At 51.7% G+C, this 23,350-nt stretch carries 19 protein-coding genes and 1 pseudogene; 15 read left to right on the top strand and 5 right to left on the bottom strand.

What is annotated here, in order from left to right; translation table 11 throughout:
* Positions 1–48 precede the first annotated feature (48 nt).
* From HPY52_02675 to HPY52_02660, 4 genes are all read left to right on the top strand, one after another.
* Complete coding sequence (locus HPY52_02675; GenBank protein NPV79171.1) at positions 49–1,389, top strand: hypothetical protein; 1,341 nt, start codon at positions 49–51, stop codon at positions 1,387–1,389.
* Between the two features lie 75 nt (positions 1,390–1,464).
* Positions 1,465–2,511 (top strand): UDP-3-O-(3-hydroxymyristoyl)glucosamine N-acyltransferase, encoded by a 1,047-nt coding sequence (gene lpxD / locus HPY52_02670; protein NPV79170.1) that lies wholly within the window; start codon positions 1,465–1,467, stop codon positions 2,509–2,511.
* Positions 2,512–2,531: 20 nt separating this feature from the next.
* Positions 2,532–3,473: a hypothetical protein gene (locus tag HPY52_02665; GenBank protein NPV79169.1), complete on the top strand. Its 942-nt coding sequence runs from the start codon at positions 2,532–2,534 to the stop codon at positions 3,471–3,473.
* Positions 3,474–3,509: 36 nt separating this feature from the next.
* The gene (locus HPY52_02660; GenBank protein ID NPV79168.1) at positions 3,510–4,256 is read left to right on the top strand and encodes a Nif3-like dinuclear metal center hexameric protein; all 747 of its coding nucleotides are present in this window, start codon (positions 3,510–3,512) and stop codon (positions 4,254–4,256) included.
* A gap of 100 nt (positions 4,257–4,356) precedes the next feature.
* Here HPY52_02660 and HPY52_02655 read toward each other — a convergent pair whose 3' ends face one another.
* Positions 4,357–5,586, bottom strand: coding sequence for an aminotransferase class I/II-fold pyridoxal phosphate-dependent enzyme (locus HPY52_02655; protein ID NPV79167.1), 1,230 nt, complete (start codon positions 5,584–5,586; stop codon positions 4,357–4,359).
* Positions 5,587–5,907: 321 nt separating this feature from the next.
* On the opposite strand from HPY52_02655, the gene HPY52_02650 reads away from it, so the two are divergent.
* Positions 5,908–6,906 carry a fumarylacetoacetate hydrolase family protein gene (locus HPY52_02650; protein NPV79166.1) on the top strand — a complete coding sequence of 333 codons (999 nt, stop codon included), beginning with the start codon at positions 5,908–5,910 and terminating at the stop codon, positions 6,904–6,906.
* Between the two features lie 53 nt (positions 6,907–6,959).
* Here the strand turns inward: HPY52_02650 and HPY52_02645 are convergent, their stop codons facing one another.
* The 4 genes and pseudogenes from HPY52_02645 to HPY52_02630 all read right to left on the bottom strand — a co-directional run bounded on the left by HPY52_02645 (position 6,960) and on the right by HPY52_02630 (position 10,983).
* On the bottom strand, positions 6,960–8,072 hold the full coding sequence (locus HPY52_02645; GenBank protein ID NPV79165.1) for a geranylgeranyl reductase family protein: 1,113 nt from the start codon (positions 8,070–8,072) through the stop codon (positions 6,960–6,962).
* A 5-nt stretch (positions 8,073–8,077) separates the two neighbouring features.
* Complete coding sequence (gene ypeB / locus HPY52_02640) at positions 8,078–9,442, bottom strand: germination protein YpeB (protein NPV79164.1); 1,365 nt, start codon at positions 9,440–9,442, stop codon at positions 8,078–8,080.
* A gap of 25 nt (positions 9,443–9,467) precedes the next feature.
* Positions 9,468–10,028, bottom strand: coding sequence for a hypothetical protein (locus tag HPY52_02635; GenBank protein ID NPV79163.1), 561 nt, complete (start codon positions 10,026–10,028; stop codon positions 9,468–9,470).
* Positions 10,028–10,983, bottom strand: a pseudogene (locus HPY52_02630) (L-lactate dehydrogenase). The gene HPY52_02635 and the pseudogene HPY52_02630 overlap by 1 nt, the downstream one beginning before the upstream one ends.
* A 322-nt stretch (positions 10,984–11,305) precedes the next feature.
* Here HPY52_02630 and HPY52_02625 point away from each other — a divergent pair.
* The 10 genes from HPY52_02625 to HPY52_02580 all read left to right on the top strand — a co-directional run bounded on the left by HPY52_02625 (position 11,306) and on the right by HPY52_02580 (position 23,346).
* On the top strand, positions 11,306–12,112 hold the full coding sequence (locus HPY52_02625; protein NPV79162.1) for a DeoR/GlpR transcriptional regulator: 807 nt from the start codon (positions 11,306–11,308) through the stop codon (positions 12,110–12,112).
* Positions 12,113–13,066, top strand: coding sequence for a hypothetical protein (locus tag HPY52_02620; protein NPV79161.1), 954 nt, complete (start codon positions 12,113–12,115; stop codon positions 13,064–13,066).
* 137 nt (positions 13,067–13,203) lie between these two features.
* Complete coding sequence (locus HPY52_02615) at positions 13,204–14,508, top strand: sugar ABC transporter substrate-binding protein (protein ID NPV79160.1); 1,305 nt, start codon at positions 13,204–13,206, stop codon at positions 14,506–14,508.
* 179 nt (positions 14,509–14,687) lie between these two features.
* A complete protein-coding gene (locus tag HPY52_02610) occupies positions 14,688–15,593 on the top strand; it encodes a sugar ABC transporter permease (GenBank protein NPV79159.1) in 906 nt (301 codons plus the stop codon).
* Positions 15,594–15,609: 16 nt separating this feature from the next.
* Positions 15,610–16,440: a carbohydrate ABC transporter permease gene (locus HPY52_02605; GenBank protein ID NPV79158.1), complete on the top strand. Its 831-nt coding sequence runs from the start codon at positions 15,610–15,612 to the stop codon at positions 16,438–16,440.
* Between the two features lie 111 nt (positions 16,441–16,551).
* Positions 16,552–17,520 carry a hypothetical protein gene (locus HPY52_02600; protein NPV79157.1) on the top strand — a complete coding sequence of 323 codons (969 nt, stop codon included), beginning with the start codon at positions 16,552–16,554 and terminating at the stop codon, positions 17,518–17,520.
* Positions 17,521–17,648: 128 nt separating this feature from the next.
* Entirely contained in the window at positions 17,649–18,440 is a 792-nt protein-coding gene (locus tag HPY52_02595) for a hypothetical protein (GenBank protein ID NPV79156.1), read from the top strand.
* Positions 18,441–18,966: 526 nt separating this feature from the next.
* The gene (gene pckA, locus HPY52_02590) at positions 18,967–20,523 is read left to right on the top strand and encodes a phosphoenolpyruvate carboxykinase (ATP) (protein ID NPV79155.1); all 1,557 of its coding nucleotides are present in this window, start codon (positions 18,967–18,969) and stop codon (positions 20,521–20,523) included.
* A gap of 205 nt (positions 20,524–20,728) precedes the next feature.
* Entirely contained in the window at positions 20,729–22,747 is a 2,019-nt protein-coding gene (locus HPY52_02585) for a hypothetical protein (GenBank protein NPV79154.1), read from the top strand.
* 68 nt (positions 22,748–22,815) lie between these two features.
* Entirely contained in the window at positions 22,816–23,346 is a 531-nt protein-coding gene (locus tag HPY52_02580; GenBank protein ID NPV79153.1) for a hypothetical protein, read from the top strand.
* The last annotated feature ends 4 nt before the right edge of the window (positions 23,347–23,350 follow it).

The raw sequence follows: 23,350 nt of genomic DNA, 5'->3' as shown, positions 1-23,350 counted from the left end.
ATCTGGCCTGCAGTTGGATTTGCCCAATCTAAAGGGGGTGGGAAGCAGGTGAACGCGCCGGATTCAATAAGAGGATCTCACTGCTCCCTAGATGGATTTTCACGCCCCAGGGTCTTCGCCCTGGGGCTTCGACAATGTGATAGTTTATTCAGGCACTGGTACAGCCTGCTGAAACCCCGGAAGGTACTATGGGTGATCGCCATACTTCTGGCGCTGTCTATGTCCATTGGCGCGCCCATCCCCATAAGTGGCGCGGCTACTGAAGACAGTGTTCAGAAGGTTCGCTGGGTCGACCTAAACGCTCTCTATTCCTTGCATCCCATGTGGACGCAGTATCAAAATGTCATCCAGGTCATGGAAGCAGAGGAAGAAGAATGGAGAGACTACATCGATCGAAGTCAGTTGCTCAGCGATCAAAACAAGAAGTTCTATGAGGGGATCCTGAGTTTCTTAGATAGCTTCCTTCCCGAGAGTGACAGGTCGGCAAAGGAGCAGAGCGCGGAAACAACGGGACAGAGCGGGGAAACACAGCAGACTGCGGATGATCCGATTATTCAGGATCTGCTCAGCCAGTTTGAAGCCGATCTGCAGGACCTCATCGCTGGAAAACTGGAAGAGAAGTCAAGAGCGATCGAGGCTGGAATCCAGGACGAGCTATATACGATAAGAGGCGAGATGAACAACGAGTTGGATGCTTATGTCAAGGCCATCCAGCAGGAATATCTTCCCTTGACTCTTAATTTGCAGCTCAAATTGGAGTTGGCTGATCTTAAACCCGAGGACAGGAAAAAGGTCGAATCTGAGCTGCTGCGGCTGGAGACGGAAATAAACGACAAGATATCTGCAAAGAAAAAAGCTCTTGAAGAGGAGTTCACGAGAAAGGCAAACGAAAGGCAGGCAGCAGCCGATATTGAACTGATGCGATATAAAGTCAAATTGGTGGATGAGACTAGATCTGCCGTAGAGCAGGAACGCGCCCGTCTCTTATCCCGCTATGGAGTCATAGAGGATAGCAGGAAGAGGAGCATTTCAAAAGGGCTTCAAAGCGAAGTGGGCAGCCTATCGCATGAATTCATGGGGGAACTGCAGACCAGGATCGAGAAAAAGCGAGCGGAGTTTCAGGCTCGGCAGGAGGAGTTTGAGATGCGCCAGAGGGCCTTGCTAGAAAAGAGAGATGCGCTTCTCGAAAAGATCCATAAGGATATACAGAGTCTGGTCAGAATATACGGCAAGGCCAATGGCTTTGAGATAGTCACCATCGCCTCGCCGCGGGACAAGGAGGTGCTTATGGCAGACGCGTCGAAACAATATCAGGATATTAGTTCAGAGGTATCCGAATTCATCCGTCATTATTTCAACTCTGAGGGTTCTACGAGGCAGGGCAATTGAGGATCGGTTCTTTCTAGTTGAACATCCGACCTTCAGGGTAGCGAGCTTTCAGCCTTTCAGCAAGGAGGGGTCCATGTGACCTTAGGCGAAATTGCAAGGGCCGTAAACGGGGAGATTGAAGGAGATCCTGATATCGTCATCGAGGGTGTGCGCGAGATAGAAGAAGCTACGCCACATGACATTGTTTTCGCCTTTGATCGCCATCACGCTCTTGCTGCCAGCCGGTCACAGGCCGCTGCGGCGGTCCTGAAAAGGGGGTATTCCGTTCCCGGCAAACCAGTTGTTATAGTGGACAATCCCAGACTTGCCATGGCTATCATTCTGGACCATTTTCGTCCCCCATTGTCCGCCCCTCACGGCATAGATCCTACAGCTCATATTGGCGAGGGCGCGAAGATAGCCCAAGATGCTAGTGTAGGCGCATATGCAGTTATAGAATCAGGCGCTACCATTGGCGCTGGCTGCATTATATTCCCGGGCGCATACATTGGGCGGGATGTGGTGATAGGCGATGGGACTGTCATCTTCCCAAATGTCTGTATCGGCGAACGCGTCCGGGTCGGTAAGAGGACCATCATTCACGCCGGGGCGGTTATAGGCGCTGATGGATTCGGTTTTGTACGGGATGGGAATATCAACAAGAAGATCCCACAGATCGGCACTGTAATTATAGGAAATGACGTTGAGATCGGCGCGAATGCGTGCATAGATCGAGCCACGATCGGAGCGACCATCATCGAGGATGGCACGAAGATAGATAATTTGGTGCAAATAGGGCATAATGTCAAAGTTGGCCCTCATGTGATCATTGTGGGCCAGACGGGCATTGGCGGGAGCTGCGTTATAGAAGAGAGGGCCATTCTTGCTGGTCAGGTCGGAGTTGTTGATCATGTATCGATCGGCGGTGGCGCGACAGTAGCAGCTCGATCATTTGTCACCAGCAGGGTGCCGCCAGAGGAGATGGTTTCAGGCTCGCCCGCAAGACCCCATAGAGAGGAACTTGAGAGTGAGGTGGCCATTCGCCGTCTGCCACGCATGATCCAATCGCTGAGAGCTCTTGAGGAGATTGTGTCAGATCTTCAGAAGAGGATAGAGCAGCTCGAGAATTCTTTGAGCAAATAAATTCGAGCGGGGAGATTGCTGTGCTGTCCAGGCTGAATCTGAAACGTGGAATTTCACATGCCTTTCTAATTTTCGACCTCGTGGTTTTATCCACGATGCTGGCAGTGAGCCTCAATGGCGAGGCTTGCGTTGGAGCCCGCGCCCTGGGAATGGGTGGGGCCTTCATTGGTGTGGCAGATGACGCGGAGGCAGTCTATTGGAATCCCGCGGGGCTTGCTCTTTCCCACCGGCGGGAGGTGACCTTCACCCATACCATCAACAATCGTGACTTTTACAATTATGATGAGTTCCTTGCGGTTTCACTCCCTGGCGGGTCCGATGGCGCTCATGGATTCGGGTTGATTCAGGAGAGTTATCTCATTCATCCGGACCTCCTTCAATCAGGCCGGCGTCCCAGGGATAAGTTCGAGGGAGGATGGCTCACATATTCATATGCTACTGCAGCCGCACGGCCTCTTGCCGTTGGCTCCACCTTCAGGTATGAACGCTATTCTTTGACCCTTGGCGAACGAGACCCTATTTCAGGCAGTCGATGGGCAATGGACCTGGGACTACTTTTCCATGCCTCACCTAGATTGTCCCTGGGCATCTTATTTCAGGATCTCAATGGTTCCCCCATTCGGTGGGAAGATGGAGTCCTTTCCTGGGTGCCAATAAATGTGAGGCCGGGTTTAGCATACAAATTCAGCAACAATGATGTAGTGGCCATCGATATATACGATCTTACAGGAGAGACCCAGGGGCAGAGGACATTAAGAGCTGGCTATGAAAAGAAATTTGCGCCTTTTGCTTTGCGGTTTGGTTATTATGGGCTCGGGGTTGGCAGAGGGGCACCGACATTGGGAATAGGCTACGAAAGGGGCCCATATCGGATAGATTATGCCTATCTGGGATATGGTCTCATTCCAGGAGATCCCGGCCTGGGCGGGACTCACCAGTTGGGCGTCGGGGTGAGATTTTGATCATGGAGATGAGTATTCGCGGGAGGACAATATGAAATGAGAAAAGTGGAGCTGGCCAGGTATCTCGATGGTTTTCTCAGAGTAGCGGAAATTCCTGACTCTTGTGTCAATGGGCTGGAGGTCGAGGCGGAAGGGGATGTCTCCAAGATAGCTCTTGCCGTAGATGCAACTCTCGAGAATTTCATGCGAGCCAAGGAGCGTGGGGCTGACTTCATTCTGGTCCACCACGGGATGATCTGGGACAAAGCCCCTATTTCTGGCCTCCTTTATAAGAGAGTGAAGTTCCTGATAGAGAATGATCTTGCGCTTTATGCCGCCCATTTGCCGCTGGATCTCAATCCAGAAGTGGGCAACAACGCCGAGCTTGCAAGGATCGTAGGGCTCAAATCCCGCGCTCCATTTGGGGTCTATCACGGCCAGGCTATAGGATTCAAGGGTTATATTGATCCCATTAGATTTGATGATCTTGTCCGGAAGATCGGGAATTCCCTTGGTCATGAGGCCCAATGGATTCATGCTGGGTCCGATATAGTGGAGAGCATCGGGATATGCAGCGGCAGCGCGCCAGAACTCTTCAAGGAGGCGGTAAAGGAAAATCTCCAGGTTTTCCTGACAGGCGAGGTTTCCCACCAGCTGGTGGGCGAGGCTGAGGATAGCGGCGTAAATATCATCTTCGCGGGGCACTGGGCCACGGAAACAGTTGGGGTCAAGGCCCTCGGGCGTCATATCTCTGAGAAATTCGGCCTGCCTGCCGTTTTTGTCGGTGAGGATACAGGCTTTTGATCATGAAAATCGCGATTTGAAAACAGCCATGCGGCTACTGCCGATTGTAGCCGCATGGGGTTGGTGATATTTCGATAGTTTGATTCGCTCTGCGGCTATTTCAGCGTGCCGCAGACTCAACAGTGAGATTTGGCTCAGTATCGAGGCCCAGCCTTGAGCGGGCTCTGCTGAGCGCATCCAGGACATAGTCGATATCTTCGGTTGTATGTGAGGCCAGCACATTTGCCCGCAGCCTACACGTCTTGGGTGGCACTGCAGGTGGGAGTATCGGACATATGAATACCCCATCATCATGGAGGAGTCTTGTCATCCGAAGGGTCGTGGTTTCGTTCCCTATCACAATGGGGATCACAGAGCTCTTGGTCCCTAGGGTGTTGAAGCCCAGTCTTTTCAAGCCGCCTACGAATCTGTCGATATTTCCTTTGAGTTTACTCCTCCGCCATGGCTCCTCCTCGATTACATCCAGCGCAGCCTTTGCGGCGGCCACGGCAGCCGGAGGAAGTGCTGCCGAGAATACAAAACCCCTTGCTGTATGTTTGAGGAAAGAGATGAAGTCGGCCCTACCGGCCACATACCCGCCTACGGCGGGGATCGTCTTGCTTAGAGAGCCTGTAAGTATATCGATTTCTCCGGGCGCGAGGCCGAAGTATTCCTGAATCCCGTGACCTGTTTCCCCTAGAACGCCAAGAGAATGAGCTTCATCTACCAAGAGCCAGGCGTCATGCTTTCTGCAGAGCTCGATAAGATCCGGCACGGGAGCAATATCTCCATCCATGCTGTATACGGCGTCAACGATCACCAGTAGCCCACGGTGAGTCTCTTTTGCCTCCCCAAGCACCCTATCGAGGTCAGACGGATCGTTATGTTTGAACCAGAGGAAGTCAGCTCCGGAGAGCCGGCAGCCATCCACTAGGCTCGCGTGGCTGAGTTGATCGACGATAACGGCATCGCCTTTACCCACAAAAGAAGAAATCGTGGCCACATTGCCTATGAACCCGCTGCTGAATGCGATAGCATCTTCTGTCCTGTTGAACTCCGCCAACCTTTTCTCTAGCTCGACATGAAGCCTGGTGGTGCCCGCCAGGATACGAACTCCGTGGGTCCCGGTCCCGAATTCCTTCACGGCTTCCTGGGCCGCCGCCTTTATCTTGGGATGGTCGATGAGGCCGAGGTAGCTATATGAGGAAAACATCAGCATTTCTCGTCCGCCTATGGTTACCCTGGCATCATGTAAAGAGTCAATCTGCTGCAGATAAAAATAGAGATTTTCCTGCTTGAGCTTGTTTGCCCTGCTGCAGTAGGCATTTAATCGTCGTTGAAGGGAATTCACAGAAATTCCTCCCCTTATGTTCCTGAGGCCATCGGTTCACCGCCGCCTCTCGAGTCACAGTCTACCACGCAGGGATTCTATTGTCAACAAAATTGTGCACAACATGCTCATAAGGACCGGAACGCTGCGCCAGTCGCCTATTTCGGCCATTGAGCCGCGTTCCGTATAAGAATGGTTTTGCCAGTCATGGATAATCTCGGTTATAATACAAAGGACAAGCTATGAGTCGAGTGCATGTTTTTTGACTAGAGCGACTGAGTCTTGATGAAAGGGGGCACGGGCATCCCCGCGATGCTGCAGGGCCGATGCCCACGGCACAAAATGAAATTAGGCAGTTTCAGGTATGATGGACGAACCTTTGTTGGGACTATATTTGAACCAGCGCAGTCCGAGATTGGGCAGGCGGTGGTTGATCTTCAGGCGGCTTTCATCGCCTACCTCAGGGAACGTGGAGAGTCAGATCCGCAAGCTCTTGGCAAAGCGGCCTTGCCGGACGATATCCTCGGGTTTCTTCGCGGCGGCAAACGGTGCCTCGATTGCGCAAGGATTGCTCTTGGGTATGTGGAAGAGTCATGGCATCTGGATCCCGATGCGTTCCGGCAAGCGGCAAGTGAAGGCGATCGCCCAATAGTGCATAGGAGAGATTCCGTGAGACTTATGGCGCCAGTTCCTTGCCCGCCAAAGCTGATCTGTATTGGGTTAAACTATCGAGATCATGCCAGAGAAGCCAACTCGCCGATTCCGAAAGCCCCTGTCCTGTTTTCAAAGTTTTGCAATGCCATCGCAGGACCTAATGACCCCATAATCATCCCCAAGGTCTCTAGTGAGATAGACTATGAGGCGGAATTAGCCATTGTAATAGGCAAACAAGGCAAGCATATTTCCCGCGATGATGCTCTGGGTTATGTAGCCGGCTATACCATCTTAAACGATATAAGCGCAAGAGATCTTCAAATGAGCGAAGGCCAGTGGTTGAAGGGCAAGACCCTCGACTCCTTCGCGCCAATGGGGCCTTTCCTTATAACCAGTGATGAAATCCCAAACCCCGGGGAGCTTGACATAAAGCTCTGGCTCAACGGCGCCCTCATGCAGGATTCAAACACAAGAGAGCTGATCTTTGATGTCCCCGCTCTTATTGAATACATATCGAACCTCATGACGCTTACGCCCGGAGATGTGATAGCCACAGGTACACCCTCCGGTGTCGGATTCACGCGTAAGCCGCCAATATTCCTCAAGCCCGGGGATACGGTGTCGATTGAGATCGAGAGATTGGGCACCCTGACGAATCCTGTGATAGCAGAGGAGAATGACCAGTAGCGTTCTTCTCCCAACCAGCATGGTCGACCCGACAGGATCCGATGGCGCTGAGTTTACGTTCCCCCGGTAATGATATCAATAAGGCGCTTCGCGATCCTGGGGTCGTGGCGGAGAAACCAGAAACCTATTTTATTCTTGTAGCCAGAGGTGAATGCCCTTATTGCCGAGAGACGGAATTCCTTTATAAAGTGGGAGTAACAGAGGCGCTGGTACCCCATGGCGATGTCCGCGGGATGGGCGTAAGATCGAATGGCCCTGGCAACGGTCTCCGCGGCCATCGCCCCGCTCTTGATGGCATAATATATCCCTTCCCCGGAAAAGGGGTCAACCATCCCGGCGGCATCGCCAGCCAATAGTATTCTGGACTTCGCGATTCTCCGGGTGAATCCGCCGGCGGGTAGTATATATCTTTTCCGGCATTGTGATAAATTCCTTATGCCCCACTTTGTCTTCAATCTTTCGAGAAAGGAATGAAAGACCGGGGGTATGCGCGATGAGAAAGGTCCCCATGTCCCAATGCCCACGTTGGCACTATCGCGATATGGGAACATCCACCCAAAGGAACATGGTAATTCTGGAAGGCAATAAAGGTGCATAGCCTCCGGCGGGGCCTTGCCCAGGGTCGTCTCTATGTAAAGGCCGACACCCAATTCGATTCTTCGCCATTTCCTCCGGATCCCTGACAGTGCTGCAACCTTTCCCTGAGCTCCGTCTGCGCCAATGACAAAAGAAGCTCTTACATTTTCTGCAGCTCTCGGGACATTTCCTAGACTGATCGAGACAAACCCTTCATGTTCATCCAGGTCCAGAACCTCAGTATTATCCCTGAACTCGGCCCCCGCGCCAATGGCGAGGTCAACAAGAAATGAGTCGAAGACACTTCTACGCACAGTTACAGCGATCGGGGCGCCGGTCGATTCTTGTATCAGGAAATCGCCCGGGCCGCCCAGGATGAGGCTTGTGATCTCTCTTTCTATCACATTGCCCGGAAGAGGCTCCGGGATTGCGGCCAGTGCCTTCCGGGACACTCCGCCAGCACAGCGTTTATCGCGCGGGAACCTCGCTTTATCTATGAGCAGAACGCGGAGTCCCAAATTAGCTGCCACCCTGGCGGCTGAGCTGCCTGCCGGCCCGGCGCCGATCACCACTAGATCCCAAATGTCCATGATCCTCAGACAACCTCGGTTCCCCTGATCGTCATTCTCTGCACCTTATGTTCTTGCCCGGTCACGGCGTCAATATACGAGAGGTACACCCTGCCATCGAGCCTTATGAGGAATTCATAGCATAATTTCTCATTGCCCATATCGTCCATTATCACCACAGGTCTGACCCGTACGACCTCCACTTCAGGGCTGAATTTCGCGGCCAATTGCGACGAACTTACTTCAGGAGCCGGAAGGGTCCTTGTATGATGGAATGTCAGATAGCCTGTGGCCTCGACACCCAGTACGGAGCCATTATCAAGAGCGATCCGAAGTTTTACCTGATCTGGATATATCACAATCCCGTTCTGGACGTAAGCATAGGTAATCAATGCTATATTGTCGAGCTTTTCGCGGAAGACAGCCTTCATATTTCTATATCCACGTGATTCAAGAAATCTCAACCCCAGAGCTACTGCATCGTCCATCGAGATCTTGGTGGCCATCGGAGCCTTGTCGTCCAGCATCCATAGGACCTTCCCGCCTCGTCTAGACACATCTAGCATGATCAGTCGGTAGGGCAGGCCTCTGGCAGGCCTTACCTCAACCCTATAGGTCTCGGGGTCAGTACTGACGGTGGATACCACCCTGATTGTCATTCCCGAGACACGCTCGGCGCCCAGGAAATCCCTCGCTATCCGCACAGCGTCGTCAGGCCCTATCATAGGACCTGTCAGGGCCTTTGGGGCTACCTTTTCTGGGGGTAGAGTCCCACTGTAATCAGGTTCTGGGAATCGCTTCATTCCATCTTCTACCATTTTCAGACCTTTTGAAACTGGATTAACGGGCTCCGGAGGTTGCCTCTCAGGTTTCACTTGTGTGGAAACATGTAAAGCCCGCCCCACCTGGTGCCATCTAATTCCCTTTCTATCCAGATCATCTCTCAATCTGGTGATTCTATCGCTAAGATAGCTCGCCTGTTTTTCAAGATCTCTGAGAGTCTTTTGTTCTTGAAGGGATACCGGCTTGCCTTCTATCTCCTTTTGAGCTATCGCATAAGTGAATACCCCAACTTTTCCCAAGAATTTCTCTGTGGCAACTAGAGGGGCAGGTCCTATGGGAAGTTGACCTATACTTGCCTGGGCAGAGTATGCGTGCCGCCATACATCTGAGAATGCTCGAGCGCGCTGAAGCGTCGAGGTCGCCACCAGCGCTTTTCCGATCTCGGTCTGGAGGCTGTCCAGGTGAAACGCGAGTTCCTGAAAAGCGCGTTGATATTGGTTTTCTGCCTGGACCTCCATATAACGCCTTAAGGAATATTCTCTGAGCCCCCACAAGAGGGCAATGGCCAATGCAGCTACCATGATGATCTTTTGCCAATTGCGCTTCATTTAAATTCCTCCCTTCATCTGTCAATCATCGGGTGAAGATATGATTGCCTATGCGAGTTATCGGCGGCCTGGTCCAGATCCATGGGCTGGTGGCCCGGGCAGGGTTATAGTAATAAAGCGCCCCTCCAGTCGGATCCCAGCCTGATAAGGCGTCCCAGGTAGCCCGGTACGCCGTTCTGTCGGGGGTATGCCACCAGATCTCACCTGTCGCCACGACTGTAAATGCCCATGGTTCAAATATGACTCCGGGGATCGTATTGGGAAACAAAGGGCTTCTGACCCTATTCAGGATCACGGCGCCAACCCCTACCTGGCCAGGGTATGGCTCCCCTCTGGCCTCGGCATATATGACTCGGGCCATGAGACTGGTATTGTAATCATATGCACCTTGCACCATCTCTACATGCCTCGGCGGTTTCCTGGCCTCTTCTTTCTCAAGGTGCATCACGGTGTTTTGGATTTTCCTCTGGACCAGCCTCTCAGGGCCAATCCAGAGAATATAATACCCAGCAATTAGGACCGCGAATGTTGCAAGAATCTGAATGAATATCCTGGAGGTCCTGCTGTTTGGAAGATATTTGCCCATCACAGCACCTCTTTCAAGACTCCCTTAATGATCCTGGCCGAATTGCGGAAGGCTTCCTGTTCTTCCTCATTCAGCTGGATCAGCACTGGATGAACGACACCTGTGCGATTCAAAACGGCTGGCACGCTAAGGCACACATCATCTACTCCATAGTATCCATCAAGGAGAGTCGAGACAGTCATCACCACATTCTCATTTCGCAGAATAGCCCCCACGATCTCCGTCATCGCCAGCCCTATCGCCCAGTAAGTAGCTCCCTTCCGGTCAATGACCTCATATGCCGCACGCCTTACATCATCCAGCAGTTCCTCCCGAAATTCAGGCCGGCAGGCTTTCTCGCACAATGGACAGTATTCAGCCAGCCGCATGCCCGCTATGTTGGCCAGGCTCCATACCGCAACTTCACTGTCACCATGCTCTCCGATGATATAGGCGTGAACATTCCGCGCGCTCACATTGCAGTGTTTGCTCAAGAGATACCGGAATCTCGCCGTGTCAAGCGCTGTGCCCGAACCGAGAACCCGGTTCTTTGGAAAACCTGAGAATTTGAGCGCTATGTAGGTCATGATGTCCCCGGGTTTGTGACCACAAGAATGATTGAGTCAGGCGCATATTTGACGACCTCTGGAATGAGCCCCTTGAATATCGCGGCGTTCCTGCTCACAAGGTCAAGGCGGGTTTCCCCCGGTTTTTGGGCAGCTCCTGCCGTGATCACAACAAGGTCTGATCCTTCGATATCTTCCATTTTCCCTGCCCTCACCACAACTGGGCGCACAAAGGGCACTCCGTGACTCAGATCCAGGGCCTCGCCTTCCGCCTTTTTGAAGTTCACATCCACGAGAACGATCTCTGACGAAAGCCCACTGATCATAAGACAATAGGCAAAGGCCGACCCAACAAATCCTGCGCCAACAATCGATATCTTCGTAGCTCTTCCGGAACGAGGTTGCTCCATCACCACATCACCACCATCAATGGAATTTCATTCACCCGCGACCGAAGTCGGGAATCCAATGATTAGTTTGCCCACCAGTCCGTCTATCTTTCAATAATGGCCAGGCAAAGGCGGGAAAATTCGATGGGACTTTCTTGAGGCTGCGACACTCATTGTCAAAAGACGACCGGAATTCATAGGCATGGATTCAGGATGAAATCCAAAGTGAAAGATTGCGAAAGAAAGTTAGAATTAAAAGAAGGAAATCGAAGGTCGGATGTTGAATCTATTATACAGATAGGGGGGTAGTTATGCCAGGACGACGGTAGCCTGGCTTGCGTAGATGGCGAGGATGCTATCAGTCTCACGGAGGCAAGAAATACTGGATCTCATCAGACGGGATGGGACGGTAAGCGTTTCGCAATTGAGCCGGCTTTTTGGGGTGTCCGAGGTTACCATTCGCACGGACCTAAAGGTCCTGGCAGAAAAAGGCTACATAGTGCGTTCGCATGGAGGAGCGAGTTCCCCCCAGCTTGAGGTCAACGGACAGTTGCCGTCTCGGGTGCGCGAAGGGATGCTTCCTGAGGAGAAGGCGCGCATAGGCGCTACCGCGGCCAGATTGGTGTATCCGGGGGATGTTATTAGCCTTGATTCTAGTACCACTGCATTGCAGCTGGCAAGGCGCGTCAAATCCATAAGGAACTTGACAGTTGTCACGAATTCACTCGAGGTGATGATCGAGTTAAGCGGGATCCAAAGCCTTACGGTCGTCGGTGTAGGCGGGATCTTGAGTGAGACAACGAGGTCATTTCTTGGGCCTATGGCGGAGGAAGGGATATCTAAGATTCATGTTAACAAAGCCTTTATTTCTCCCAAAGGGGTGTCGGTGACATTCGGGCTATCTGATTACAGCCCCCTTGAGGGGCAGATCCGCCGGAAAATGATGGATGTTGCGGATAAGGTTATCATGCTGGCGGATCATAGTAAATTCAATCAACTGCTGTTTAGTAGTTTTGCGCCTTTGGATTCCGTTGATATGGTTGTGACTGACGCGCCCCCGCCGCCTGAGTTCGCCGACTTCCTTTCTAAGAAGGGGATAGAAATTGTCGTGGCCGCGGGGGAGATTTACGGAGCTGTTGCCGCAGAATGAATGAAGGGGCTGTCTTCATCTATGGGGACGGGATCTGAAGAAGAGAGATATGTAATCGGGATAGATGGCGGTGGAAGCAAGACCGCATGCGTAGTGATGCGCTATGACAGGCAAATTGTGGGGCGCGGGGCGGGAGGACCTATAAACACAAATTTCGTGGATCCTGAGACAGCAAAGCAGTCTATTGAATCTGCCGTTAGAGAGGCTTTGTCAAAAGCAGGCTGTAAAGAGTCACAGATTGACGCTGTGTGCATCGGAGGGCCGTCCGATCGTCATCTGGTTGAGGAGCATCTCTCTCACATCCTTCCCGGCGTTAGGGTCATGGTGGCCGGGGAGTTTGAGGTCTGCAGGGCAATTGCAGGATCGCCTGAGGTATGCGTCGTAGTCGTGGCGGGCACGGGATCCGCGGCCATAGGCAGGAACGCTAACGGAGAGACGGCCTCGGCAGGGGGCTGGGGGGCTTTATTTGGAGATGAGGGGAGCGGCTATGATATTGGAAGGAAGGCACTGATAGCCTGCGCAAAGGCCGAAGACGGCAGGGGGGAGCCCACGATACTGACGGATTTGATCACTTCGCATCTTTTCCTTGCTCGCTTTCCTGATATCATCAACTGGGCATATCGGAATGGCAATCGAAATCGGCGGGATATAGCCGGGCTTGCGCCTCTTGTGACGCAGGCCGCAGCTCTGGGTGACAGGGTAGCCAGGAGGATCTTGGATGACGCGGCCGGCGAATTGATAGATGCCGTCCGGAGCGTTGTTCGTCGTCTTTGTATAACAGATGTTCCCTTTGACGTGATTGCATGCGGGGGGATGTTTCGTAGCGGCGAAATATTTACCGGGCCTTTCCGGGAGCGGCTCAAGTCTGAGTTCACTTCCGCCAGCCTAATTGTCCCGGAAATGGGGCCCGAGGTCGGCGCCGCGCTTCTGGCGCTCGAACATGTAGGTTGCTAGATCAGCAAAGGCGCCATATATGATAAGGTTGATGAAAGGGGTGGTAGCAGGCAAAGCGGTAGCCGGATCAGTAGTACGGATTGGTATTCTCAAGCATGCACAAACAGTTTCAGACATGACACAAGGAGGCGATGCAAATGTCTAGAAGAATCTGGTTGGCCTACGGAATGGCCATGCTTCTCATTGTTGCGCTATCTTCCCAGATTTTTGCTGAGAAAATCACCCTCCAGGTTTGGGACTGGGGCGACATCAAGAGTCAGGAACGCTGGAATCAGTATGCCGAGAAATATTCGGCAATCAACCCGAATGTTAAGATAGAGGCAAAGGTGCTTGATTTTGGAAGCTACATGCAGAAGCTGCCGGTGGCGATAGCTGGTGGCACTGCTCCTGATATCATCACCACCGCTACTGAGACCAGCAACTTTGTAACTGTGGCCAAGCTGGGCGGTTTCGTGGACCTTAAGCCATTCATCGAAAAAGATACTGAGGTTTCCCTTGATGCGTGGCAGCCGGGCGCCATAAGTTCGTTTACGATCGACGGAAAGCTCTATGCTTTGCCGAGTGGTTCCAACTATCCTGATATGGTATGGTACAATGCCGACCTCTTGGATAAGGCCGGGCTTGCATACCCGACCCCGAAATGGACCTCTGACGATTTCCTCACCTATGCGACGAAGCTTACCAAGAGGGACGCAGGCGGCAAGGTAACCCAATGGGGTCTGTGCATGTTCGACCTGACTGGCGTATATAGGCAGTGGCTGTGGGAAAACGGAACATCCTTGTTTAACTCTTCCATAACGGAATTTACCGGGGCCAGCCCCAAGGCAAAAGAAGTATTTGAGAAAATAAATCACATCCTGTTCAAATCTGGGGCAGTTCCAGATGCCGGGGTCTTTGAGGCCGCCGGAGTTCCCAGCTATGAATTCTTCTCAACCGGAAAGCTTGGCATGGATGTATGGGGACACTGGGTAGCGCCCAGGTTCGCCAGGATGAATAAATTCCGCTGGGCCGGAGTATCCGTGCCGCTGTTCAAGGCAGGCGTGCAGCATATGCCGGCCCTTGACGTGCAAGGCTTCGGTATTTCTGCGAAATCAGCGCATAAGAAGGAAGCCTATGAGTTCATCAAATGGTATATAACCCAGAGCCTGTCGGACCTCCTCAAAGGGCCATATGGGTCTAATGTAGTCCCAGCTTTCATTCCAGTGGCTAACAGCCTTGACTGGCTCAAGAGCCCTCCGGGGATCGCGACGAACATGATCATCAACAATGATGTCAAGATCGGGCGTCCCAATCCTGCGACCGTGAAGGAATGGAAGGCCATCGATGTTTTCAACCAGTACGCCGGGACCACTATTTTCAGCAAATCCGTGGATAATGTGGGGAAGCTGCTGGATGAAGCTAAGGTCAAGATTGAGAAGTGGCTGAAGGAATATAAGGATTAGACCGGCAGGAGTTTTATGGTCGCGTAGGCGTCATAGCCGATTATGGGCGGGAGGGTTGCGCTCTCCCGCCCCTCATGGCGAGATATCTCAATTCTCCAGGTGTGACATTAAAGGTCTTCAGAGACCCTATCCGCGCCTGTCATGGCGGTTTTGTTTACTCTTGGAAGGTGGGGAGGTCAATGAATAAGAGTCCAAAGACGCGAGGTTCGTTGTATCGCGATCATACCATAGCCGCATGGATAATGCTGGCGCCAACGGTCATCGGAATGGTGATATTCACCTTTGGCGCTATGGTTTATTCATTCTATCTCGGGTTTACAAATTATTCTCTCATAAACATTCCGAAATTCATTGGGTTCGCCAATTATAGCCGGGTGTTGACAAGTGATATTTTCCAAAAATCGTTAGTGAATGTGACCTACTATGTAATTCTATCCATCCCCACGTCGATTGCTATGGCACTTCTCATAGCCATGCTCATGAACATGAAAATCAAGGGAATCACACTATTTCGAACGATCTATTTTACCCCTGCAGTCGCATCTACAGTGGTAGTCGCAATGATATGGGGAACGGTCCTGAATTACCGCTATGGCATTTTGAATAGGCTACTTTCATTGATAGGCGTCGCGCCTGTTGATTGGCTCAATACGCCACAATGGACCATGCCAGCGCTTGCCCTTGTTGCCATTTGGAGTGGCATTGGAGGCAATATTATCATATATCTTGCCGGATTGAAAGGAATACCGCGCACCCTTTATGAGGCTGCCATAATCGATGGCGCCGGCAGTTGGGCGGCGTTCAGACATATAACTATTCCCATGATGACACCGACAATATTCTTTTCCCTCACCCTTGGACTCATTGGGGGGTTCCAGCTGTTTGAGCTTCCTTATGTGCTGACTAAGGGCGGACCGCAGTATGCCACCATTACACCCGTATACCAGATATATGAGAGCGGATTTACCTATTTTGAGATGGGGCGCGCATCGGCCATGGCATGGATAGTCTTTGCGGTGATTCTGGTGGTTACTGCAATAAACCTGCGCCTGAGCAATAGATGGGTTTTCTATGCCGGGCGCTGACCGGAGGTAGAGTCCTGTGATTCAACGGAAGGCGATGAATACCGCTCTTGCCTATACGGTGGTCTCTCTGGGCGCGATCATTATGATCCTCCCATTCTTCTGGATGGTGTCCACCTCATTGAAGGTCTATGAGCAGCAGGTCACATTTCCACCGACATGGATCCCAAACCCTGTGACCTTTTTGAATTACGTGCATGTGTGGAAGCTCGTCCCGCTGGCGCATTATTATTTTAACAGTATCAAGATCACTGTATTTGTCCTTCTGGGTCAGATTTTGTCGTGCTCGCTTGCAGCCTTTGCGCTGGCGAGGCTCAGATTCAAGGGACGCGAATTTATGTTCGTTCTTATTCTGGTTACAATGATGCTTCCTTATCAAGTCACCATCATCCCGAGATTTCTACTGATGAAAGCCCTGGGATGGCTGGATACCTATTATCCATTCACTGTCACGGCCTTTTTTGGGGGTGCGTTTAATACCTTTCTCCTCAGACAGTATCTTATGACACTTCCCTCTGAACTGGATGAGGCTGCCAGGGTTGACGGATGCACGCCATTTCAGACTTATTGGAGGATCACCTTGCCCCTGGTCAAGCCAGCCCTGCTTACAGTGGGGATTTTTACGTTCATGGGCAGCTGGAATGATTTCTTCGGGCCATTGATCTACATCAGCAGTAGCGATAAATATACGTTACAGCTTGGCCTTGCATTCTTGAGGAATTATGGCGACGTGGAGATGGGACTCTTGATGGCAGCATCTGTGGTTGCAGTGTTGCCTATTCTTATAATATACTTCCTGGGGCAGAGCTATTTTGTAGAAGGAATAGCTCTGACGGGTTTGAAGGAATAGGTCCAGGATTTCTGACCTTCTCGGCGCGCGACAGACGCGGGCCTGCTGAAACGATTGATAGGAGGTGTTTGGCGCTATATCCGTTTACTGCGGAGGAGACGCCGGATTCTGATGAGCATTCGGGATAGAAAGACGGGTAATGAGGGTGGTTCAAGGGCGACGGTGGTGATTGCCATCGCAGCCATCCTCGTCCTTGCCGTCGTAGGCATATGGTACGGTGCACGTCCAAAGGGCGGCGGGCAAAAGGCAAGTTCAACGCCTCAGACTGCTGCGGGGCAGGTGGATTCTGAAAAGATACTTTTTGTATCCGACCGGGATGGTAATGAAGAAATTTACATCATGAATAGTGATGGGAGCGAACAGGCGAATCTCACTCAGAATAACGCTCAGGATCGCGATCCGGCCTGGAGCCCTGATAGGACAAAAATCGCGTTTGCGTCTGATCGTGAGGGCATGTTCCAGATCTATGTGATGAATTCCGACGGGACAAATGTGGTGAGGCTCACATCGCCTGACACTCTTCTGAACTATTCACCTGCGTGGTCTCCTGACGGGAAACAAATAGCCTTCGTCTCGGCGCGAGATGGAAGCGCTCAGCTTTATGTGATGAATGCTGACGGCAGTGATCAAAGACGCGTTGCTGTGACGAAAGGCGATGTTGACAACCCCAGCTGGTTCCCTGATGGAAAGAGCATTCTCTTTACTGCGAGTGAAGGGAATGGATGCGTTGAAAGGGTAAATCTGGATGGGAGCGGCCTTGAGGTACTTACGAAACCAGACCAGGTGGTAAAGGGTGGGGCATGCTCTCCCGATGGCAAATATGCGGCAATGACCACATACAATAGGACGAATAGGAGCCAGGCCGTGACTATTCTCACTCTGGCGGATTTGTCAGCGAATGTGATATCCAAGGATTTCAATGTGGTGGAGGCAGACCCTGCATGGTCCCCGAGCGGGAAATATATTGCATATTCCTCTGACAAGGGTGGCACGAGTCATATCTATATCATGCCTGCCCAGGGCGGGGAGCCGGTCCAGCTGACTTCCGGAACCCATAATGACAGGTCGCCTGCGTGGTGATGGCGTGATGGCGCCGTAAGGGCGTGGCGCCATCAATCATCCGATTCCGAAAGTAAAAAGTATGGCAAATCTCTGCGCTTTTGCTCAGGATTCCTTTTATGAAAGGGGATAGTATCGTGATATTAGATGTGCCAAAATTTGACACAGTCGGTATTTTCTTCAGCGAGGATTTCCAGAAGAAATTCTATTGGGATCATCACCAACGCCCCAGGGAAGATAAGCGGGATCATCTTGAGAGAACCCTGGATTATATGGCAAACAAGATTGGATTTAATTTCATAACCTATATGACTTCTTCTCATGAGAATATTCCTCTTGTTGCCAAGTATTTCCCAAAGATAGCCCTGGGAGCGGGGGGTGGGAATCCGCCTACGCTGTTGGAGGAGTTGCCAGAATTCCCGGGAGTGGACGCCGAGTTTTATTTCCATATTGATGAGCCTGAGCTTGCCCCGATGGATATGGGGAATCTGAACGAACATATAACTCGCTGGATAAATCAGGGATACCGGCCGATCCTGAATTTCTGCGGTCTTCGTCGTAACAGGAATGATATCCAATATGCAAAGGAATATCTGAGCAGATACGATCTTTCATATACCTCGATTGACCTCTATCCCAGCTATTACGATGGCACGGATTGGGACTTTGCCTTGAATTATCTCAGGGAGATCAGACCATATGTAAAGGGGAAATTCATCGCGATAATTCAAGCCTTCGGGAAGCCCGGGGTCTGGCGATATCCTACGACTGATGAAATAGTAAGGCTGGCATGGGAATGTAAGAACCAGGGTGTGGAATGGCTTGAGTTTTTCTTGTGGAACTCATGCTATACAGGGCCTGGCGGATACGATGAACTCCTGACAGGCCTCGATGTCTTACCTGTTGAGTACCATGAGTTGATCGCGAGGATGAGGAAATAGATGGCAAAAAAGAATTGTTGACAGCCAGACGAATGATCTATATACTAGAAAAAACACTTATCGGAAAATGATACAACACCTCATCTCCCCTGGGGGTGAGGTAGAGGCGCGGTGAGTCATCAGTACTCTCCCGGAGAATGGCATCGGTGAGGGGGGAGGAAAGGGGCTGCCGCCGAAGCACGATTTCCCGCCGCGGGAATCGGAGCTGGGGCTGCATCGAATAGATGCAGAACTGTCACCGGTCAGAACGCCCTTTGTGCCCGGTGGAGAGCTATCTCTTGAAGAGGGGGGTGCGGTGTTATTTTTTACCCTTGAAGGGGGTCATTTTTGAATGGCCAAATGGCGTCGCGCCGCCTCGCAGGTTGGCCCTTACAAAATACTACTAGCGTCAGCAGAAATGCGCGTATTATCCCCAAAGGAGTAGGAGAGCAGAGGAGAAGGGAGGAAAAGAGTCATGTCAGGTAATCTGGCTAGTCAACTGGAAAAAGTTCCCGGACGTGAGGGAGAAGCGGAGTTTCCGGTTACAATGGTTCCCGGGTTTAAGAACGCTCACCGCAACATGGCCGTTTCGGCTCTTATTGAGAAGGCCATCACGCGAGGAGAAGGCATATTAACATCAACAGGCGCGTTGAATATCCTGGGAGGAAAATATACAGGGCGGTCGCCCGGTGATAAGTTCATAGTGGATGAACCCGGTATACATGATCAGATTAATTGGGGTTCAACTAATGTCCCTTTTGACCCGGCCAAATTCGACGAGCTTTACCATCGCCTGTTATCTTACCTTCAGAGGCGGGAGGTATTTGTTTTTGATGGTTTCGTAGGCGCTCATCCTAAATACCGGATGCCTATTCGCGTGGTGAATGAGTTCGCCTGGCAAAATGCTTTCGCTCATCAACTCTTTCTCAGACCTTCCCCTGAGGAACTTGATTATTTTGAGCCTGATTTCACCGTGATCAGCGCTCCTGGTTTCAAGGCCGTTCCCAAGACAGACGGGACAAGATCAGAGGCATTCGTTATCATTAGTTTCGAGAGGAAATTGGTTATAATAGGCGGAACAAGCTATGCAGGGGAGATAAAGAAATCGATATTCACCGTGATGAACTATCTCCTGCCACAACGGGGTGTCTTTTCCATGCATTGTTCTGCCAACGTGGGATGTGATGGAGATGTGGCTTTGTTCTTTGGCCTTTCCGGCACGGGCAAGACTACCCTGTCTGCTGATCCCATGAGATTCCTCATTGGCGATGATGAACATGGATGGTGCGATGATGGAGTCTTCAACCTTGAAGGCGGTTGCTACGCAAAATGCATTCGCCTATCCAGGGAGAATGAGCCACAGATCTGGGATTCAATCAAATTTGGCGCAATTCTCGAAAATGTTGATATAGACCCGGTGACGCGTGAACCTGATTTCAATAGCGAGAGATACACCGAAAACACGCGAGCTGCATACCCTGTCGATTTCATTCCCGGCGCGGTGAAAAACGGATTTGCAGGCCATCCGAGGACGGTGATCTTCCTTACCGCTGACGCATTTGGCGTAATCCCGCCCGTGTCAAAGCTTTCGCGTGAACAAAGCATGTACCACTTTCTTTTGGGCTATACCAGCAAACTGGCTGGTACCGAACGTGGGGTCACCGAACCTCAAGCTACCTTCTCCTCCTGCTTCGGAGCGCCATTTCTGCCCTTGCCGCCTATAGCCTATGCGAGACTTCTGGGGGAGAGAATCGAAAAGCATAATGTCTCCGTCTATCTGGTGAATACCGGATGGTCCGGCGGTCCCTATGGGATCGGCAAAAGGATTGGTATCAAACATACTCGTGCCATGATCCGAGCAATTCTGGAGGGCGCCCTGGAGCCGGAAAAAGTGAGATTTACACTCCACCCGATCTTCAATGTTATGGTTCCAGAGAGCTGCCCAGGCGTGCCGGAAGAGATTCTTGATCCTGAGAAGGTCTGGCCATCAGCCGAAGCCTATCAGAGACAGGCGCGCGAGCTTGCCGCGCGTTTCGCCGCAGCATTCAAGAATCTCAAGGATGTGCCCCCCGGGGTGGCGGAGGCCGGGCCGAGGGTCGAATAGATGCCGGATCAAGGGCATTCCTTCGCCGAATGGAGGGCAGCCGGGGGCGGCGATATCGTTCCATCTGACGTGGCAAAGTGGGTGATGGTGGTACCGCCCCAGCGGACATCTCTGGGCTGGAATCGCCCAAAAAGGAGAGAGGAGCGGCGGCCCTCCTCACGTTTGAGGGGCGGAAGGTTTTCTTCCGCCTATGGTGGAGGAAGAAATGAATTACCCAGAATCAATAGATTATCTCAATACTTTTGGCAGGTTCGGGGTAAAGCCTGGACTTGAGCGTATCCAAGCGCTCCTTGAAAGGATGGGCAACCCACACGGAGGTCTCAAGGTTGTCCACGTAGCTGGAACCAATGGCAAGGGTTCAGTCTGCAGCATGATAGAGAGCATTCTAAGAAAGGCAGGGTATAGGACAGGACTCTATACATCGCCCCATCTCGTGTCTTTTACCGAGAGGATCAAGGTCAATGGTCAGGAGATCCCCAAGTGGAGGTTGGCCGAGCTTGTGACCAGGTTCAAATCCTTGATCGAGGAATTCAGGTCGGGGAACGATCCTGGTCTCCCTACAGAATTCGAGATCATAACTGCCTTGGCTTTCTATTATTTCGCTCAGATGCAGGTTGACCTGGCTGTTATCGAGGTGGGTCTTGGCGGCAGATTTGACGCGACAAACATAGTGGACCCTCTCATAAGTGTTATAACGCATATCTCCTTCGATCACACAAAGATCTTAGGCAACACCCTCGCGGCGATAGCAAGGGAGAAAGCTGGAATCATAAAGCCTGGAAGACCTGTGATCTCATCCCCCCAGAGCATGGAGGCCTTGGAAGTCATTGAAAGGACGTGCCATGAGAGAGGCTCAAATCTCATCCTGGTTGGGAGAGATTTCAAATTCTCAGTTCAACCTACAACTGCCAATGAGATGGTGGATGGGTTCTTGGAGGGAAAAGTGTGCGATCTTTCCGGCAGGCGTCAATACCAGAGCATTCGCGTCCCCTTTCTGGGGTTCCATCAGGTTGAGAATTGCGCGACGGCAGTGGCTGCGATCGAGGCATTGGAGCAGCAGGGCATAAAGATAGGCGATGATGCAATAAGGGAGGGCCTTGCTTCTGCGAGGTGGCCTGGGAGGCTTGAGATCGTCTCGAGGAATCCTTACTTCATCCTGGATGGTGCGCATAACCTTGATGGCATCAACAGGCTCTGTGAGACCCTGGACGAGGCTACAGACTCAAAAGATTTTACGGGGAAAGTGCGGGTGGTCATCGGCATCTCCAGGGATAAGCCTGGCAAAAAGCTAGTGGGCAGGCTCTCACAGAGCGTTGATTATGCAATATGTACTATGGCTAGGACCAGCAGAGTGGGCGGCTATGCTCCTGCGCAGATCCAGTCTTGGTTCGAAGAAGAAGGGATTCAGGCAGAAGCTATTGATGATGCCGCTGCCGCAGTCAGGAGAGGAATGGAGCTGTCGGCGCCAGGCGACATGCTTTTCATCACAGGCTCACTTTATCTCGTAGGGGAAGTATACCCGATTTTCAGGCCGACAGACGAAGTTCCTATTTCGAGGAAAAGAATTCTGGTGGTGACAGGGGCCTTTGGGAGTGGCAAGACAGAATTCGCTATCAATTATTCTCTCATGCTGTCATCCAGGGGTGAAGATGTGGCTCTCATCGATCTTGACTTTGTAAACCCATATTTCAGATCACGGGATTTGAAAGCTCTTCTTGAGAGTCAGGGTATCCGGGTCATTTCTTCAAGAGAAGGGGCAGACTTTGCGGATCTTCCCGCCCTATCTCAGGGCATTTATTCCATTTTTGATAATGATACCCTATTTGCGGTCTTTGATGTGGGCGGAGATCCGTCCGGAGCGCGGGGACTCGCGCGATTTCGCGATAGATTCGAGCGCACTGATTACGAGATGGTAGCGGTCTTGAATGTAAATCGACCTTTCACGAGGGATGCTGACGCTGCGGAAAAGATGATCAGAGAAATAGAGCTCTCGAGCGGGCTCCGGGTATCCGGGATCATAAGTAATACTCATCTTTCCGGAGATACATCATATGGTGATATCGTAAAGGGCGTCGAGGTAGCGAAAAAAGTCGGCACCAGGCTTGGGATTCCGGTCAAGGCTGTATGCTGCGGAATGGATCTTGCAAGAATCGTCGGAGATGAGATCGAAGGCCTTCCCGTATTCCTCCTCGATCGTTTTATGCTTCCGCCCTGGGAAGGATAAAGGAGGATCGTTGACCCGCATTCGTGTATTAGTACCGGAGAAGATTCCACAAGAAGGAGGAAAAGAGGATGCCAAGAACCGAAGATGGACGTCGTGGCGAAGGCCTTTTGCTCGTTGTCAGCCTTGTGATCTTTGGCGCTATAGCCATAGGCCTCGGCTATCTCCTGGGAGAATATGCGTTGAACACCCTTGTGAAGCCCCAGCCCAAGGAGTCAGTGGCCACAACTCAGTCTCCTATGCCCACCACCTCGACTTCTGCCATAACAAACGGACAGGCCAAAGAGCAGGGCAAGCAGATAGGCAAAAAGACGGATACCTCCCAGACCGTTGCGCAGCCTGAGGTACAGGAGGGCCCGCAGAGTCCCAATTCGAACCTCCCTGATTCCGTAACCCTCTATCGGGTGCAGGTCGGCGCATTTCAGGAAAGGGCAAATGCAGAGAGATTGTCAGAGACTTTGAAATCTGAGGGGTATCAGGTATATGTAACGAGTGAAGCGCCATTCAAGGTGCAGGTGGGGGCTTTCTCGAAGGAGGAAAATGCGCAGGCCTTGGCGAAACAACTAAAAGATGCTGGTTACGAGGCCTTTGTAGCAAAATAGGGCC

It is taken from the genome of Bacillota bacterium (genome assembly GCA_013178415.1).
Taxonomy (GTDB): domain Bacteria; phylum Bacillota; class SHA-98; order Ch115; family Ch115; genus Ch115.
Note: the sequence above shows the minus strand (reverse complement) of the source record. Positions and strands in the feature narration are given on the sequence as shown.